This window comes from Paenibacillus sp. Soil787 (genome assembly GCF_001429545.1).
GTDB lineage: Bacteria > Bacillota > Bacilli > Paenibacillales > NBRC-103111 > Paenibacillus_E.
The window spans coordinates 358,243-374,549 of the sequence record NZ_LMSP01000023.1; the positions used below are offsets into that span (position 1 = coordinate 358,243).

The 16,307-nt window shown below is 45.3% G+C and carries 16 protein-coding genes and 1 pseudogene; 4 read left to right on the top strand and 13 right to left on the bottom strand.

The window, feature by feature from the left end; all coding sequences use genetic code 11:
- Positions 1-29: 29 nt before the first annotated feature.
- On the bottom strand, positions 30-1,625 hold the full coding sequence (locus tag ASG93_RS21160; RefSeq protein WP_268796038.1) for a bifunctional metallophosphatase/5'-nucleotidase: 1,596 nt from the start codon (positions 1,623-1,625) through the stop codon (positions 30-32).
- A gap of 149 nt (positions 1,626-1,774) precedes the next feature.
- Between ASG93_RS21160 and ASG93_RS21165 the strand changes: the two genes are divergently transcribed.
- Positions 1,775-2,743: a phosphate/phosphite/phosphonate ABC transporter substrate-binding protein gene (locus ASG93_RS21165; RefSeq protein ID WP_056834924.1), complete on the top strand. Its 969-nt coding sequence runs from the start codon at positions 1,775-1,777 to the stop codon at positions 2,741-2,743.
- 1,038 nt (positions 2,744-3,781) lie between these two features.
- Here the strand turns inward: ASG93_RS21165 and phnE (ASG93_RS21175) are convergent.
- From phnE (ASG93_RS21175) to ASG93_RS21185, 4 genes and pseudogenes are all read right to left on the bottom strand, one after another.
- Positions 3,782-4,561, bottom strand: coding sequence for a phosphonate ABC transporter, permease protein PhnE (gene phnE / locus ASG93_RS21175; protein ID WP_056835170.1), 780 nt, complete (start codon positions 4,559-4,561; stop codon positions 3,782-3,784).
- 33 nt (positions 4,562-4,594) lie between these two features.
- Positions 4,595-5,356 (bottom strand): annotated as a pseudogene (gene phnE, locus ASG93_RS34365) (phosphonate ABC transporter, permease protein PhnE); the annotation flags it as partial.
- Positions 5,353-6,126, bottom strand: coding sequence for a phosphonate ABC transporter ATP-binding protein (gene phnC / locus ASG93_RS21180; protein ID WP_056834927.1), 774 nt, complete (start codon positions 6,124-6,126; stop codon positions 5,353-5,355). The gene phnC and the pseudogene phnE (ASG93_RS34365), both read right to left, overlap by 4 nt.
- A gap of 173 nt (positions 6,127-6,299) precedes the next feature.
- Entirely contained in the window at positions 6,300-7,325 is a 1,026-nt protein-coding gene (locus ASG93_RS21185) for a HoxN/HupN/NixA family nickel/cobalt transporter (RefSeq protein ID WP_056834929.1), read from the bottom strand.
- A gap of 167 nt (positions 7,326-7,492) precedes the next feature.
- On the opposite strand from ASG93_RS21185, the gene ASG93_RS21190 reads away from it, so the two are divergent.
- The 3 genes from ASG93_RS21190 (at position 7,493) to ASG93_RS21200 (ending at position 9,700) form a co-directional block, all read left to right on the top strand.
- The gene (locus ASG93_RS21190) at positions 7,493-8,305 is read left to right on the top strand and encodes a sensor histidine kinase (RefSeq protein WP_056834932.1); all 813 of its coding nucleotides are present in this window, start codon (positions 7,493-7,495) and stop codon (positions 8,303-8,305) included.
- Complete coding sequence (locus ASG93_RS21195; RefSeq protein WP_056834934.1) at positions 8,305-8,976, top strand: response regulator; 672 nt, start codon at positions 8,305-8,307, stop codon at positions 8,974-8,976. Before ASG93_RS21190 ends, ASG93_RS21195 begins: the two co-directional genes overlap by 1 nt.
- Positions 8,977-9,073: 97 nt before the next feature.
- Positions 9,074-9,700, top strand: a complete 627-nt coding sequence (locus ASG93_RS21200) for a YcnI family protein (RefSeq protein WP_056834937.1) — start codon at positions 9,074-9,076, stop codon at positions 9,698-9,700.
- Positions 9,701-9,770: 70 nt separating this feature from the next.
- Here the strand turns inward: ASG93_RS21200 and ASG93_RS35955 are convergent, their stop codons facing one another.
- From ASG93_RS35955 to ASG93_RS36490, 8 genes are read right to left on the bottom strand one after another with little or no spacing between them, the layout of a single operon-like run.
- A complete protein-coding gene (locus ASG93_RS35955) occupies positions 9,771-10,484 on the bottom strand; it encodes a hypothetical protein (RefSeq protein WP_056834939.1) in 714 nt (237 codons plus the stop codon).
- Between the two features lie 24 nt (positions 10,485-10,508).
- On the bottom strand, positions 10,509-11,030 hold the full coding sequence (locus ASG93_RS21210) for a hypothetical protein (protein WP_056834941.1): 522 nt from the start codon (positions 11,028-11,030) through the stop codon (positions 10,509-10,511).
- Positions 11,015-11,557 (bottom strand): VanZ family protein, encoded by a 543-nt coding sequence (locus ASG93_RS21215; protein ID WP_082615002.1) that lies wholly within the window; start codon positions 11,555-11,557, stop codon positions 11,015-11,017. Before ASG93_RS21215 ends, ASG93_RS21210 begins: the two co-directional genes overlap by 16 nt.
- A complete protein-coding gene (gene tuaD / locus ASG93_RS21220) occupies positions 11,532-12,875 on the bottom strand; it encodes a UDP-glucose 6-dehydrogenase TuaD (protein WP_056834946.1) in 1,344 nt (447 codons plus the stop codon). The genes ASG93_RS21215 and tuaD overlap by 26 nt, the downstream gene beginning before the upstream one ends.
- 4 nt (positions 12,876-12,879) lie before the next feature.
- The gene (galU, locus tag ASG93_RS21225; RefSeq protein WP_056834947.1) at positions 12,880-13,782 is read right to left on the bottom strand and encodes a UTP--glucose-1-phosphate uridylyltransferase GalU; all 903 of its coding nucleotides are present in this window, start codon (positions 13,780-13,782) and stop codon (positions 12,880-12,882) included.
- On the bottom strand, positions 13,769-14,938 hold the full coding sequence (locus ASG93_RS21230; RefSeq protein ID WP_056834949.1) for a DegT/DnrJ/EryC1/StrS family aminotransferase: 1,170 nt from the start codon (positions 14,936-14,938) through the stop codon (positions 13,769-13,771). The genes galU and ASG93_RS21230 overlap by 14 nt, the downstream gene beginning before the upstream one ends.
- Before the next feature lie 3 nt (positions 14,939-14,941).
- Positions 14,942-15,601, bottom strand: a complete 660-nt coding sequence (locus ASG93_RS21235) for an acetyltransferase (RefSeq protein WP_056834951.1) — start codon at positions 15,599-15,601, stop codon at positions 14,942-14,944.
- Positions 15,601-16,239 carry a sugar transferase gene (locus ASG93_RS36490; RefSeq protein ID WP_268796042.1) on the bottom strand — a complete coding sequence of 213 codons (639 nt, stop codon included), beginning with the start codon at positions 16,237-16,239 and terminating at the stop codon, positions 15,601-15,603. Before ASG93_RS36490 ends, ASG93_RS21235 begins: the two co-directional genes overlap by 1 nt.
- Positions 16,240-16,307: the final 68 nt, after the last annotated feature.

The window sequence follows — 16,307 nt, forward strand, 5'->3', positions numbered from 1 at the left end:
TTATGTACGGCTTTATTTATGGCAACACTCTAGTCCCAGATGACTTCCCAGTTCTCGTTCACGCTAGCTTCAATAGTACCTCGCTCCATGATGTATCCTGCCAAAAGTTCTGCTACATCCGTTGGGATATCCTTGATGACCGGTTTATCCTGGAACATCGCATAATTGCCTCCGCCTGCAGCTCGGTAATTATTCATAACAACATCGTATGAGGCTTCAAGATCCAGTGGTTTCCCTTCATATTCCAGTTGTACGACACGCATGCCGATTGGACGGGATATATTCAATTTATAGGTAATCCCTTCCCACATATCATAGTTATAATGCGACGGCTTCGGGTCTCTAAACTTGCTGCTTACTTGAACTTCACCAGCTGATGTTAACTCAAAGTATTCTGCTGATTGCTCTAAAGCATCCTTGATGTCTTGTCCGGAAATCCGAATCACTTTCAGTGTATTGGGGTAAATGTAGTTGGAGACAATATCCCTCATTGTAATATCCGAAGGAAATCCAGGCGATACGTTATCAAATAGCGCAGTATTGGAAATAGCTGCTCCCGAGAGCTCCATTTGAACACGATTGATGAACTCAATTAGCGCATTGTCCTTCAAGCGAATTTGCATAGGATCTTTGACGAGCATATCTCCGGACAGCTTACCAATTGGTTGGTCAAGCCACTCCTGAGTATTCGCTTCATAAGCACTAACAAGCTCTATCAATCTACTGTCCGCTTCAACATTTGCCACAGAAAGCAGCTCCGATTTCTTGGCATCGATGCGCCATTTGCCATCTTTCTTCGAGAGCTCTAATTCAACTTTACCGAGTGTTACACCGGCAGTTCCTGGTTGAACAATGACGACACCATTGATTTCTACTCCCGCAATGCTTCGGTGTTGATGCCCTGTAAGCAGTACATCTATACCTTCTACTTCCATACATAGTTGAAAGCCCTGATTTTCTCCCGTTAGAGGCTCCGTTGGCTCACCCGTCGTTAGATGTCTTTCAAAACCGCCATGGTAGGAGACAACAACGGCATCCACTTGCTCATGCTCCTTGAGTACCTTAACCCATTTTTTAGCTGACTCCAAAGCATCTTCGAACCGTAGACCCTCGATATGATCGGGATTTTCCCAATTCGGAATATAGGGAGTTGTCAATCCTAGAATGCCAATGCGAACGCCGTCCGGTAACTCTTTAATCAAATATGGCTTTCCTAGGAACGGTTCTCCGCTCTCCGCATCCACAATGTTGGCACATAACCAAGGAAACTTGGATTCCTGAACCGCTTTTCGCAGCACACGAAGTCCATAGTTAAATTCATGATTGCCAATAACGGCCGCATCATAATCCATATAGTTCAGACCAAGAACCATTGGATCTATCGGCTCGTTATTCAATCTAGCATGATGATACGCAAGTGGCGTTCCTTGAATCAGATCCCCATTATCGATCACAACAACATGAGCTTCTCTCTTACGTTCGGCGGCAATCAGCGCAGCCACTTTGGATAGACCCACATCGTTAGGTTGATTGTTTGCATAGTGAATAGGCAGCATATTTCCATGCAGATCACTTGTTTCTAATATAGTTACTCTACTTTTCTCAAGCTTGCTAGATTGAGTCAAATTACTCACTCCAAGATGTTATTTTGTGACGCCACACATACCAATTGTCATAGGTTAACAAATACTTCACACTATCTTCCATATATTATATGATAATGTTATAGTACATCATAGATAAAAGTAAACAATTAGACGGAGGTCAAAAAAAGATGATGAAAAAATTTACTGTCATTAGTTTGTCCATGATCGTTGCTGCAGGTGTTCTTGCAGGCTGTGCTAAAAAAGAGGAAACAGCTCCTGCTGCATCCGCATCTGCGAAAGCTTCCGCTACACCAGCTGCAGCTGCAGGCTTCGTTCCTAAAGAGCTTAAAGTACAGTTCGTTCCTTCCCAAAATGCAGAAACGCTTGAAGCAAAAGCAAAGCCGCTTGAGAAACTATTAGGAGACAAACTGGGCATCCCAGTTAAGGTTTCCGTTTCAACAGATTATAACGTTGTTATCGAAGCAATGGCCTCCAAACAAGTGGATGTTGGCTTTTTGCCTCCAAGTAACTACGTTGTTGCTCATGACACTCGCAAAGCAGCAGACCTGCTTTTACAAGCAACGCGCTTAGGCGTTGACGATGCAACAGGCCAACCAACGAAGGATTTAGTTGATTTCTATAAATCAGAAATTCTAGTTAAAGCAGATTCCCCAATCAAATCAGTTGCTGATCTGAAAGGCAAGAAAATGGGCTGGCAAGGTGTTACATCCGCTGCTGGCTACACTTACCCAGGATTCGTACTGAAAAAAGCTGGCGTAGATCCAGTTAAAGATGTAACTGGCGTTCCATTCCAAGGCCATGATAAAGCAGTTATCGCTCTTCTTAACGGTCAAGTTGACGCTGTAGGCGTATTCCAAGACATTCGTACAACTATGTTGAAAGATTACCCAGATGTATTCAAACAAACTCGCGTGCTTAGCTACTCTGACAAAATTCCAAATGATACAATTGCTGTTCGTCCCGATATGGATGCAGCATGGAAAAAGAAAATCCAAGACGCATTCATTGCTATTGGTAACGACCCAGAAGGTCAAAAAGTCATTTTCGATGTTTACTCACACAAAGGCTATGTAGTTTCTGATGATGCCAAATTTAACATCGTTCGTGATGTTAACAAAGAAATGGGCTTGAAATAAGCTTAGCTCCCTGGAAATGAAAATACCTCTACATGATCTTTTTGAATCATGTAGAGGTATTTTTTACATTCTACACCGAACCTCCCTTGCATACTATGAATGTGGCACGTCCGCGTAAATTTTTTTTTACTTTTGCATGACAAACGTTTACCTGGACCTGTCATATATCATAGTGAGGTGAAAAATTGAATGTTCGAAATGCTTATTAGCTGCAAAAAAGAAGTCTCTATCCGGTGCGATAAAGACGAGATAAGGGGGGTTATTACGAACTACTATCCTGCTTTTCGACTTTTGAAATTGAATAACGTCTTGATTCCTATAGAGCTGATCGAACAAATTGAAGTATTAGAACCGGTCTTGGATTCATTCACCCAATCAAAGACACATCGTGGAAATAGATCACTTCGCTTGGTTGCCCTAGGAAGGCACTACAGCTAATGATTAAATAGAGATCTCCCCTTAAGGAAGTTTTATTTTGTAGTTTGTACAACAATCTATACGTCGGTAGAGCCTGAGAAGCTGAAAATCGACTTCTCAGTAGTCAGTCCTGCGCCTGCGTGCTGTGAAAACGCGGAAACCGCGCTTAATGTGGAGCGCTCGAACAAATAAGCGCAAAAACCGCGCTTTCAGCGAGAGCTCCGCGAGCCAATGCTCGTCGGTAATGCCTGAGAAGCCGAAAATCGACTTCTCAGTAGTCAGTCCCGCGCCTGTGTGCTTTGAAAGCGCGGAAACCGCGCTTAATGTGGAGCGCTCGAACAAATAAGCGCGAAAACCGCGCTTTCGGCGAGAGCTCCGCGAGCTAATGCACCTATATCGTTGTAAAAATCTTCCTCCGAACTGTCTTTTCCACGATCCGCGAAATCCGAAAAACAGCCATCCTTTTATACCCTTAAACAAACAAACTGTACTGCCCTAGTTGGGCCAACCTATATAAAAAGCCCCCATTTGCAAACAAATAAGCCTCCAAAACCACTAAGAAAGCTGGAATTGGAGGCTTTTTTCAACTAAATTTCACTTGTTCTTAACTTCCCCAAGTCCTCACACAATACGTTTGCGGAGTGTACCTGAGATGTAGTCAATGACAGAGACGGTGACAATAATACCAATAAGGATGATACCTACTCGCGGCCACTGCCTTGCGTTAAGAGCGAAGATAAGTGGCGTACCAATACCACCTGCACCAATAACCCCTAGCAATGTCGCTGAACGAACATTAATTTCAAAGCGATATAAGGTATACGAAATGAAATCGGGAATGACCTGCGGCACCACGGCAAACGCCATCCGCTGCCAAATGTTAGCACCTACAGCTGTCATGGCTTCCGTAGGTCCCATATCCATATTCTCAATGGCTTCTGCATAAAGCTTGCCGAGCATCCCTACAGAGTGAAGTCCTAATGCCATAACCCCAGCAAAGGCATTCGGGCCTACAGCTTTAATAAAGATCAAAGCCATAATAATCTCCGGTATTGTTCTCACGACACTTAAGAACAATTTCCCTGTGCCTGAAACGGCACGGAATCGGCTCATATTCGCTGCTGCCCAGAAGGCAAACGGGATACAGACAACCGCTGAAACAAAGTTCCCTAAGTAGGAAATCGATAAGGTTTCAAGCAAGGATCGAAGTAAATCTTCTCCTTCTGGGATATACACATAGGCCCAGTCAGGATGTACTAAACCAGATAACATGGATTTCGTGAGTATCCAAGTCGTTGGTTGGAAACCCGTCAACTCAAGACCGGTTAGTGCCCATATGAATAAGGCAATGACGGCAATCCAACCTGCTGCCTTATACGTCGTTGAACGCGAAGCTGACATCGGTTTCGCACTGCCTTTTAGCAAATAGGAACGGAATCGTGTGCTGACCAAATCAATAATAACAACAACTAATAGGGTATAAATAACAATGGCGCAGGATTGATCATAACGAAACAGATCCAACGTGTTTTTGAGCAGCAAGCCAATACCGCCGGCTCCAACCAAACCGAGAATGGCTGAGGCGCGAATACTAACTTCGAATGTGTACAATAAATGAGCTAAGTACGTAGGCGCAACCTGAGGAATGACGCCGAATCGAATGAGTTTGAGCTTGTTAGCGCCAACAGCCGTCATGGCTTCAATCGGTCCGGGGTCAATAGCTTCCGTTGATTCGTAAGAAAGCTTTGATATAATACCAAAGGTGAAGAAGATTAGTGCAAGTGTACCGGCCGTTGGGCCAAAGCCTACTAGAACGGCAAACAGTGCTGCGTAGAGCAGATCTGGAATTGTTCGGAATAGATTCATGATAAGTCTAGCTGGATAGAACAACCATGGTGCTGTAGTAACATTTCGAGCTGCTAACAATGCCATCGGGAATGCAAACAGGGCTCCAATTGCTGTACCGATAATGGACATCTGCAGCGTTTGTGCCATTGGCTTCCATATATCAGCGAAAAACAGCCAATCCGGCGGAAACATCTCGGCTATGAATTTAATTATCTCCGGAGTACCGGTCACGAGCTTCGTCAGCGTCGCATCTGTCTGATAAATACTCCCAATCAGGAAAAGCACCATGATCAGGGCAATAAGATAGATCTTCGTACGAGGAGGCTTCTTGACGGTCGCTACACTCACTCCTCCTGCACCCCCAACAGCTCGTCTTTCTTAATCGCCCGGCCATATATCTCGGAGAATACATCATCCGTGGCTTCTGCTACAGGTCCGTCGTATACGACTTTACCTGCGCGAAGTCCGATAATGCGAGTTGCATATTCACGGGCAAGGTCAATAAAGTGAAGGTTAACGACAGTCGTTATGCCAAGCTCTGTATTAATCCGTTTCAAATCATCCATCACTTGTCTCGTCGTTAATGGATCTAGTGAGGCTACTGGCTCATCCGCTAAAATGATTTTCGCTTCTTGTGCCAGCGCTCTTGCGATGGAAACACGCTGCTGTTGACCGCCGGACAATTCATCGGCGCGTGAATAAGCCTTTTCCCGAATATTGACTCTTTCCAGCGCTTTCAGGGAAAGCTCGATATCATGTTTGGGAAACAAACCAAGAACTGTACGCAGGGTGGAATGATAGCCTACACGGCCCGATAATACGTTTCGAATCACGGTTGAACGCTTGACCAGATTAAAGGTTTGGAAGATCATCCCGATATCTCTGCGCATGCGGCGCAATTCGGCACCATTCGCCGTTGTAATCGATTTACCGTCGATTAATATTTGTCCATCGGTCGTCTCATGCAAACGGTTAATGGAACGCAGTAAGGTAGACTTACCTGCTCCCGATAGACCTACAATAACAACGAATTCTCCGGGGTGAATGGTTAAGTTAATGTCATTTAAACCAACAGTTCCGTTAGGATATACTTTGGAAATATGCTTAAACTCAATCATATAAGTCCTACTTTCTTCTACAGATTATCTGAAGTTCAGACAGACTACTTTCAACGTATTTCGGCAAAATCCTTTTTTCTATCCTAACCTTTAGAAAATATTCATATTCCATTGTTATCCATAACAAAAAGTGGCCTCATAAGCGAACTGAGACCACAATTATCGCGGGTGGGTTATACTTTAGCACGCCAGCGTTCCTCAATTTTCAGCCCTTTCCAAACCGCAATGGAAATGGCCCATGCCACCACGAACAGAGCAACTAAGATATAGCCTAATGTCCCGAAATCAATCTCCTGCAGCCACGTCCAGAAAGTCCCTTCCAAGCTGAATTCTTCAGAGAGAACTTGACCTAGTTCGATCACGCCAATGATTAAAGCAGCAATGACAGCCAAAGCAGTCACAGTTAAATTGTAATAAAGCTTACGTACCGGTGTATGAAATGCCCATTTGTAAGCTTTGGTCATGAACATCCCATCCGCTGTATCGAAGAGGCTCATCCCTGCCGCGAACAGCAGAGGAAGTGAAATGACGCCAATGAAAGGGATAGCTTCCTTCGCCGCGTGGGCTGAGATCGCTAGCAGCGCAATTTCGCTCGCCGTATCAAAACCTAAACCAAAGAGAAAACCTAACGGGTAGACATGCCAGCTTTTGCCTATGAAAGAGAAGAGTGGTTTGATCATTCGAGCAATGAATCCACGGGACTCAAGAAGCTCCTCAAACTCTTTATCATCATTGGTGCCGCCACGAAATTTCAAGAACATTTTATATAGATTGATAAGAATGAGTAAGTTTAAAATCCCAATAATAACAAGAAACAGACCGGAAACCGAAGCGCCGATAACACCCCCAAAACGCTGCATCCAAGGAAGCTCGCGCTCTGCCCATTGTACGGAGAAAGCAGTTACAATGGCCATAACGAACACGACAGAGGAGTGTCCCAATGAAAAGTAGAAACCAACACCCAATGGATTCTTCTTCTGCTGAACGAGCTTGCGTACGGTATTATCGATCGCTGCAATATGGTCAACGTCGAAAGCATGCCGCATCCCTAACGTGTAGGCAAGGAGCCCAATCCCCCAAAAGGCAGGCGTCATTTTCGCTACACTATACAATCCTATAAGCCCGAATATATGTAGGAGGACGATCACGCCAACGTATCCAGCCCAGCTTCTTCTCTGCTGTAGAATTGATTTCCACATGTTTGACACCCTGCCTTTCTATTCGTGTTACGATTTAGTAATAATGTAGCACACGTGTGCATGGCTTGAGAAGTACTTACCTCATTTATTGTGAAGAAATCTAACACATATCTGATATAATAGAAACCGTTCCAAAGATGGACTACGGAAAGGAATGGATCGACCCTATGTCTCTTCGTGTTTTCAAGCTTTTTACGATTCTTGTGCCCGTTCTCATCATCGGCGGTTTTGAGTATATTCGTCATGAATTTTTACTTAATTATTTAACCATGGAAGCTGGTAATTTCACGATTACCATCATTACTTTGCTGCTTTCCTATCTCTTCGCTTCGTGGATGTTTCAAAGTATTGAGCGCAGCAATGAGAAAGTGACAATCGGTGAAGCCCGCAGAGCCGTCTATGAAGAACGCGAGCGTTTGGCCGGAGAACTGCATGATGACTTGGCTCAAACCCTTTTCTTCCTTAATGTGAAGTTGAAGCAAGGAGATTTAGAAGAAGCCAGAGCAGCTGTGTCCGAAATCGATAACTCACTGCGACAAGCCATTTTTAACCTAAGAACACCACCGGAGGAAGGAGCTAACTTCCAGCAGCGTATCCATAAATTTCTGGAGAATTGGCAATTGGTGACGGGTATTGAGCTTCATGAGAAGTTAGCTGTTGAAGGGAACAGCTTCTCTTCTGGAGAAGAAGTTCAGCTTTTCGGCATTATACAAGAAGCGTTCACCAATATACGCAAGCATTCCATGGCAACGCAAACTTCAATTGTTCTGGAAGCTCGTCCTGAGGCATGGCGACTACAGATTACGGATAACGGAAATGGGCTGGATCACGGAGCATCAAAGGGGAAGACCTATGGCATTGAATTAATGCAGAAGCGTGCGGCCGAGCTAGGTGCATCTTTCGAGCTTAAGATGAAAGAACATGACGAGATGGCAACCGGAACTACACTTTTGGTACAAGCAGATAGGAGGAAAATCTAATGCTGAGCAATCAGCCGTTCCGTATTCTGATCGTAGACGATCATCCACTGGCTAGGAAAGCAATTCGCAGCATGCTGGAGCCTGTATCCGATTTCTATATTGTGGGGGAAGCGAGCAGCGGTGAAGAAGCTATTCTTCTTTGCGGTGAGGTCGCGCCTGATGTGATTTTGATGGATATACATATGTCCCCTATGGATGGACTTGAAGCAACGCGGCGCATTAAACAAGCCTACGGGGCTATTCGCATCGTCATGCTCACCGTGTCCGATGATGTCGCAGACCTCTTTACAGCGCTGCAATTCGGAGCTCAAGGTTATTTGTTAAAAAACATGGATCCTGACGAATGGCTCACTTACCTACGCGCGCTGCTCGATGATAATTCTGAAGTCGCCAGGGGGATGGCGGATAAGCTTTTCCAACGATTCCGCGCACCCATGGGTACGCATACGGAAGGCCCGACACCGAGCATGTTGACCTATCGTGAACAGGAAATTACCGCCTATGTTGCCTTAGGGGATAACAACCGGCAGATTGCAGAAAAGCTTCTGATATCCGAACATACAGTTAAAAATCATATGAAAAATATATTGGTAAAGCTTGGACTCGAGAATCGTGTTCAGCTCACCGCATTCGCCATTAAGCACGGATTGACACGAAAAGGACAAAACTAACCCTCAAAAATAGCCCAGTCGAGTCATACTCTTATGCTTGTCGATCAGGTAATATGGACAACATGATAAGAGTTAACTTGAAAGGGGAACACGATTTATGTTTAAAAAGCTTATTTTAAATGCAGGTATTATGTTGATTGGTTCTATGCTTCTCGCGGGTATCGCCAGCGCACACGTTACTGTATATCCCAAAGAATCCACACAAGGCAGCTACGAGAAATTCACTGTTCGCGTACCTTCTGAGAAAGACATTCCTACTGTGAAAGTAGAAGTGAAATTCCCTATGGATGCTGTAGCGGTTTCTCGCTTCGAGCCCAAAGCAGGTTGGACCTACGAGCTAGCCAAAGATACAGCTGGTAAAATTACAGGTGTCACTTGGAAAGCAACCGGAGATGGACTGGCTAGTACGGAATTCGGTGAATTCAATATGCAAGGCAAAGTGGCTGATACTGCTACCGAGATCGTGTGGAAAGCTTATCAAACTTATAAAGATGGCAGCGTAGTTGAATGGGTCGGCGCTAATGGATCAGACAAACCTGCTTCCGTAACGACGGTCAAAGCCAAAGCAGCCACCGGTGCTACGACAGACAGCCACGGACAGGTAACGGCTGGAAGTGCTGCAGCCAGCGGAACTACATCCAACACTTCCCTCTACCTCTCCATTGCGGCAGTCGTACTTGGAGCTTTGTCCCTGATCGTGTCGCTTACAAAAAAACGTAAATAATAAAAAGGCCCTGAGCTCTCTGTGATAATAACAGAAGACTCAGGGCCTTTTAATTTACAATATTTGTAAGTTATTTCATTAAGTTTTTTAACAAGCTCTTGCCTGCTTCTACTTCTTCGGTGAATTCCGCTTGATATTGGCCAATGATTTCTGTACTCAATCCCTTAGCCTCCAGTTTACTTCTAGCGCTGTCAATGATGGCATTAAACTTGCTTTCTTTCTGTTCAAAGACCGTTTGACCTTTTTCAAAAAGCTGCGCTCTGACTTTGGGGTCTTTCGTACTTTTTGCTTCAATCGCGATCTCCATTAATTCCTGCTTGCTCTCATTACGCAGGCTAATTAGTTGACTTGTAGATTCCTTCGTAATCGCTTCATACTCTTTCTTACTGTCGTGCTGAGGTTTGTCTTTGTCTTTGTCTTTGTCTTTATCCTTGTCTTTGTCCTTGTCCTTGTCCTTGTCCTTGTCCTTGTCCTTGTCCTTGCCCTTATCTTTGTCCGGTTTGGCCTGCTCGGGTTTAGTTGGTTCTGTTTTCTTAGGTTCTTGCTTGCCGTTTGGATTTACGTTACTGCTGTTAGTCCATTTTGCAAAACCATAGATGTTTTCAAGGAAAGAGCCCAAGATAACGGATGAACCATTAATTTGAATGGTAAGAGGGGCTTGATTTTGAAAATTTATGGATGCCGCTTCCACCTGTTTAACAGGTACAGTGGCTGTCAAAAGGACTGCCAATGCAGCAACAGATAGCACTTTAGCTGCATTACGCTTGTTAATGATAACTTTCATTTAAGTCACTCCTTGTTTCATTTTTTATTTTTGTTCTTTTAGAGATTCCTCGTAGCTTTTGCCTTTACTTAAGCCATATTTGGAAGCAATTGCAATCAGTTCATCATACTCTTCTTCCGTCAATTTCTTCATAATGACTTCCTTCGCCTTCTTCTTCTCTTCGAGTGACATACCGCTGTCAAACAAATTCTGGAACAGTTTGAGATCGCTAGCACTCAGCTTATTTAGCAGAATGGCGGTAATTTTCATCTGTTCCGAAAGTGAAATTTCATCCTTAACCTGAGCCGCCTTATCATGAGAAACCTCAGCCGAGTAGCTTTCCTTGGAGGGCTTAGGTGTCGAAGCAGGTGGATGAGCATTCACGTCAAGGTCATCTGCAGTGACGGTCGGGACGGATTCGACCTGTAAATCTGGAACTGCGGATGACGTTGGTATTGCCGAAGTGTTAAAAGCACTCTCACTTGCTTGTGCAGCAAAATATACGCCAATCAGTAACAATGCGAGTAAAAGGCCAATTATCACTCTTTTTTTCATTTTCGCTGCCATCTAACCTCACCTCTCCAAAGTGTGCGACCACGTCTGATTTTATGAAAAAGGAACAAGCCTGTTAGGAACCCGATTAAGCCAAGGAGACCGCCACATATATCCAGCACGACATCCTGTATTGCGCTCGTACGCTGCACGCTTCGCATTTGGTTCCATTCATCTGCGCAGGCAATCAACGTAACATACAAGACCACCATCAGCAGCTGCGTAAATATCCGTTTTAATGGCAATATCGCCCAGCAGCTGACAGCAGCAAGTACGGCGTATATAAATAAATGGGAACTTTTACGAAATACAAATTCAATAAACTCAAATGGCTGCTCCTTGGCCCTAATCGTAGCATGATGGTAGTGGACTGTTAATTCAGGAACTACGCTAAGCATCCCCTCCTTTGTAAACCATTTATGTAAAATTGGCTGTATGCTCTGCTCCTGATGTGACTGAGAAGAAAAATGAAAGATGAGCAGCGTCCACAGCAATACAGGCGCTAAGGGAAGAAATTTAATAATTGACCGGATGTGATTCACTCCTTGCCGATTTCACTGCAGGTCTGCCAATGGAGTGATAAACGAAACCCTGATCAATCATCGTACTTAACGCGAAACAATTACGTCCATCTACAATATGAGGAGTCTTCATCAATTGATGGATGCCCGAGAGCTCCATACCGACAATCTCCTCCCACTCAGTCAATATGAGACAGGCATCGCAATCCGCTACAGCCGCCTCAACACTCTGAAAATAAGCGACTTCAGCAGGAAGCTGCGTCTTCGCATTCGGTATTGCTACAGGGTCGTAAGCCTGAACAATCGCGCCCTTTCGGAGTAGTTCAGGAATGATAGTAAGGGATGGGGCACAGCGCATATCATCCGTATTCGGTTTAAAGGCTAGCCCCAGCACGGCGATTCGCTTGCCGGAAACATCACCAATCATCTGATCCAGCTTGTCCAACAAGACGTGCGGTTGAGCCTCATTCGTGGAAATCACGGATTTCAACAAGGAGAAGTCATAGCCAGCCTGATCCGACATATGGGAAAGAGCCAGCGTATCCTTCGGAAAGCAAGAACCGCCATACCCAATTCCAGCCTGAAGAAATTTCCCGCCGATACGGCTATCGAGTCCCATTCCTTCTGACACTTGGGTAATATCGGCCCCGACGCGTTCACAGATGTTGGCAATCGCATTAATGAATGAAATCTTCGTTGCCAAGAACGCGTTTGCTGCATATTTAATCATTTCAGCACTTTGTAAATCAGTAATGAAAATTTTCGTATTCAACGGTTCATGGAGCTTGGCAATGACTCTAGCAGCCTTTTCGCTCGCCGTACCGATGACCGCTCGATCCATATTCATGCAATCCATAATCGCCGAGCCTTCGCGCAGAAATTCGGGATTCGATACCACATCAAAATGAATCCGGTCATTCGTCCTATGGTTGCTGATGATCGTTCGTACAAGCTCTCCTGTTCCTACAGGAACGGTACTTTTGTTCACTATAATCTTATAGGTGTTCAAGTGTTTACCGATTGTTTTGGCGACTTCTTTTATATATCGCATGTCGGCTTCCCCGTTCTCTCCCATCGGGGTACCTACAGCGATATAGACAATGTCGGAGTCCTCAATCGCCTCGCCAACCTCGGAAGTGAAGCAAAGACGGTTTTCCGCTACATTCTTAGCAACCAACTCCTTCAGACCCGGTTCATAAATGGGGATTTCTCCTTTGCGCAGCGTCGCAATCTTATCTTTATTCACATCACAGCAAACGATCCGGTTTCCCATCTCTGCAAAGCATGTCCCGGATACTAAGCCGACGTAGCCTGTACCAATTACTGTAATTTTCTGCATATGATCATCTCGCCACCTTACTAACTAATTTGGGCTGATCTTCATAGACCATTTGGATATAGTTCAGAACGTCATCTCGCAAATCATCACGCTGCAGGGAAAAATCAATTGTAGCTTTGATGAAACCGAATTTGTCCCCGACGTCATGACGAATGCCTTGAAAGTTATAGGCAATGACTGGTTTATGTTCATTCAGCCTCTTCAGTGCATCCGTCAGTTGGATCTCACCGCCGGCCCCCGCAGGAAGCCGTTCCAAAATATCAAATATATCGGGAGTCAGAATATATCTGCCCATAATGGCATAGTTGGACGGCGCCGCCTTCTTCGCCGGCTTCTCAACCAACGTTTCCAGAAGGAAAACATCGGGTTCAATCGATGCGCCACGAGGAGCGATGATCCCATATTTGGATACATCCTCATCACTCACCTTCTGGACGCCGACAACCGTCGAGGAGTACCGAGCATGAACACGCATAAGCTGGCCGAGACAAGGCTCCTTGGACTGGACAATATCATCACCAAGCAGGACGGCGAACGGCTCATCACCTACAAAACTTCGCGCACACCAAATGGCGTGGCCTAACCCTTTGGGCTCCTTTTGACGAATATAATGAATATTTGCCATCTCGGAGATCGCCCGAATCTGTTCAAGTTCCTTCTGTTTTCCCTTTTTGTCCAAAGTCTCTTCCAGCTCAAAGGATTTATCGAAATGATCCTCAATTGCTCGCTTTCCGCGTCCGCTGATGATAAGAATATCTTCAATTCCCGAAGCAATCGCCTCTTCGATGATATATTGAATCGTTGGCTTATCCACGATAGGCAGCATTTCCTTCGGCTGCGCCTTCGTCGCTGGTAAGAAACGTGTCCCGAGCCCCGCTGCGGGAATAATAGCTTTACGCACTTTCATGGGCTAGGCCTCCATATACGAGTGATTTAATGACACTAATAACACGTTCTTGCTCATGTTCAGTCAAGCTTGAACCCGATGGCAAACATAATCCATGCTCGAAGAGCTGATCGGACACACTAAGCGACTCGGTATGAGGGATATATAGGCAATTTTTGAAAAGCGGCTGAAGGTGCATAGGCTTCCATACCGGTCTGGATTCAATATTGACGTCGGATAGCTTTTGAATAATGGCAGCTGCCGTTATTTCCGCCCGCTGTGGGTCGACCGTTAAGGCAGTCAGCCACCTTGTCGACATCCCAAAACTCGCTTCCGGCATGAAATTGAAACCTTCCAGGGAGCCAAGCTCCTGTACATATTTATTAAAAATGGCGCGTCTATCCTCGATCCGTGATGGCAGCGCACGAAGCTGTCCAATTCCGATACCAGCCAGCACATTGCTCATACGATAATTGTAGCCAACCTCGCTATGCTCATAATGCACAGCTTGATCTCTCGCTTGCGTCGCCCAGAATCTTGCTTTCTCCAATGCTGCAAGATCGTCGGAAACAAGCATGCCTCCACCGGAAGTGGTAATAATTTTATTACCATTAAACGAATAAATACCAAACTGACCGATCGTCCCGCTGCCTTTCCCCTTGTAGGTCGCCCCCAAGGATTCTGCGGCATCCTCAATGATAGGCACATTGTAGGCGTCACACAGTTCAACGATTGGATCCAAATCGGAACTTTGTCCATATAAATTGACGACAATGACCGCTTTCGGCAGCTTACCCTGACGGTTGGCCACAATTAAAGCACGCGCCAATGCTTTTGGGGACATATTCCAAGTAGCAGGTTCCGAGTCAATGAAGACAGGTTCAGCCCCTTGATAAAGAATCGGATTCACACTGGCTACGAAGGTGAGTGTTGAACAGAAGATACTGTCCCCTGGACCTACATCCAATAGCCGTAAGGCCAAATGGAGCGCCGCAGTTCCTGAGCTAAGCGCTAGTGCACCATGTGTACCCACATAACGAGCGATGTCTTGCTCGAAGACATCGACGTTAGGGCCAAGCGGCGCGATCCAATTCGTCTCAAATGCCCTATTTACCCATTGTTGCTCTTCTTGCCCTATATGAGGTGGAGATAGATAGATTCTTTGATGACCTTGCATCGGTTACGTCCTCCTCTGTATCATTTCAGGATTCTGAACAAACTTAACAACTTTGGCCGGTACACCAACAGCCGTACAATATCGCGGAATATCCTTAATGGCCACAGCTCCTGCTCCCAAAGTACTCCAGCAGCCAACTGTTCTTCCTTCAATGATTTTGGCTCCAATCCCGATATGTACACCGTCTTCGATTGTGACATCTCCGCCTAATGCCGCAGCCGGGGAGAGATGAACATAGTTTCCAATCGTGTCCTCATGCTCGATAATTGCGCCGGTGTTGATAATACAATGCTTTCCAATCTCTGAACCATAATTCATTACGGCTCCAGGCATGATCACCGAGCCTTTACCAACAGTTACACCGCTGCCAATAGTGGCCTTAGGATGAATCAGCACAGCATATTTATGCTCTGATAGTCCCAATCGCTGCTCAACAGCACAACGAGCGTGATTACTCCCAATCGCAATAATCAGATAGTAGTTGTCCTCTTCCAGCAGCTTTAACATATCAGCTATAGGGCCATGGGCAATGCCAAATTCGGAGAACGTATGGAGATACTTATCGTCACCGATTCCGGCAAGCTCATACTGGCCCTGGGCCAGCATAATATCGAGAACAACTTTGCTATGACCTCCACCACCAATAAGGATAAGTTTCTTCATTAGAAGCCCTCCACCTGTCGTTTGCCTGTAAATTTACTTGTCGTCACATGGCCTGCCTGCTGTACACCCTCTGCATGAAATACCCTCCTAAGGGTCATCCAAAGGATTTTTGCGTCCAGCAATAAGCTATGATTCTCGGTATACCAGACATCGAACTTGAATTTGGTTTCCCATGAGATGGCATTCCTACCGTTAACTTGCGCCCAACCGGTAATACCCGGCCTTACCCAATGACGCTTCTTTTGCTCATCTGTATACAAATGGAGATATTCCATCAACAGCGGCCTTGGGCCAATTAAACTCATTTTGCCGCTAATGACGTTGAATAGCTGCGGCAATTCGTCTAGACTCGTCTTCCGGAGCAGCTTGCCAAATGTCGTCAGACGGTCTTCGTCCGGCAGGAGTTCACCATGTACATTGCGTTTATTATTCATTGTGCGGAATTTATATACATAGAATGGCTTACCATATAAGCCGGGGCGCTGCTGCTTGAAAATGACAGGCGAGCCCAATCGGGTACGAACCAATATCGCAACAAGTACATACACCGGGCTAAGTAAAATGGCTGCCATGACGGCCGTTGAACAATCCAAAAAGCGTTTGAGCCCTTGAATAAGCCATCTTTTCGCCAGTTTCATTTGTTCAATCTCACCGTACATCTGATGAAGCCTCTTCACTACGGCATGCTCGGTATACGTCATTTCAA

What these genes read in the sequence shown, in the direction of transcription:
- ASG93_RS21165 (WP_056834924.1), top strand. Translation starts at nt 1,775, where the DNA reads ATGATGAAAAAATTTACTGTCATTAGTTTGTCCATGATCGTTGCTGCA.
- phnE (WP_056835170.1), bottom strand. Translation starts at nt 4,561, where the DNA reads ATGTCAGCTTCGCGTTCAACGACGTATAAGGCAGCAGGTTGGATTGCC.
- phnC (WP_056834927.1), bottom strand. Translation starts at nt 6,126, where the DNA reads ATGATTGAGTTTAAGCATATTTCCAAAGTATATCCTAACGGAACTGTT.
- ASG93_RS21185 (WP_056834929.1), bottom strand. Translation starts at nt 7,325, where the DNA reads ATGTGGAAATCAATTCTACAGCAGAGAAGAAGCTGGGCTGGATACGTT.
- ASG93_RS21190 (WP_056834932.1), top strand. Translation starts at nt 7,493, where the DNA reads ATGTCTCTTCGTGTTTTCAAGCTTTTTACGATTCTTGTGCCCGTTCTC.
- ASG93_RS21195 (WP_056834934.1), top strand. Translation starts at nt 8,305, where the DNA reads ATGCTGAGCAATCAGCCGTTCCGTATTCTGATCGTAGACGATCATCCA.
- ASG93_RS21200 (WP_056834937.1), top strand. Translation starts at nt 9,074, where the DNA reads ATGTTTAAAAAGCTTATTTTAAATGCAGGTATTATGTTGATTGGTTCT.
- ASG93_RS35955 (WP_056834939.1), bottom strand. Translation starts at nt 10,484, where the DNA reads ATGAAAGTTATCATTAACAAGCGTAATGCAGCTAAAGTGCTATCTGTT.
- ASG93_RS21210 (WP_056834941.1), bottom strand. Translation starts at nt 11,030, where the DNA reads ATGGCAGCGAAAATGAAAAAAAGAGTGATAATTGGCCTTTTACTCGCA.
- tuaD (WP_056834946.1), bottom strand. Translation starts at nt 12,875, where the DNA reads ATGCAGAAAATTACAGTAATTGGTACAGGCTACGTCGGCTTAGTATCC.
- galU (WP_056834947.1), bottom strand. Translation starts at nt 13,782, where the DNA reads ATGAAAGTGCGTAAAGCTATTATTCCCGCAGCGGGGCTCGGGACACGT.
- ASG93_RS21230 (WP_056834949.1), bottom strand. Translation starts at nt 14,938, where the DNA reads ATGCAAGGTCATCAAAGAATCTATCTATCTCCACCTCATATAGGGCAA.
- ASG93_RS21235 (WP_056834951.1), bottom strand. Translation starts at nt 15,601, where the DNA reads ATGAAGAAACTTATCCTTATTGGTGGTGGAGGTCATAGCAAAGTTGTT.
- ASG93_RS36490 (WP_268796042.1), bottom strand. Translation starts at nt 16,239, where the DNA reads ATGAAACTGGCGAAAAGATGGCTTATTCAAGGGCTCAAACGCTTTTTG.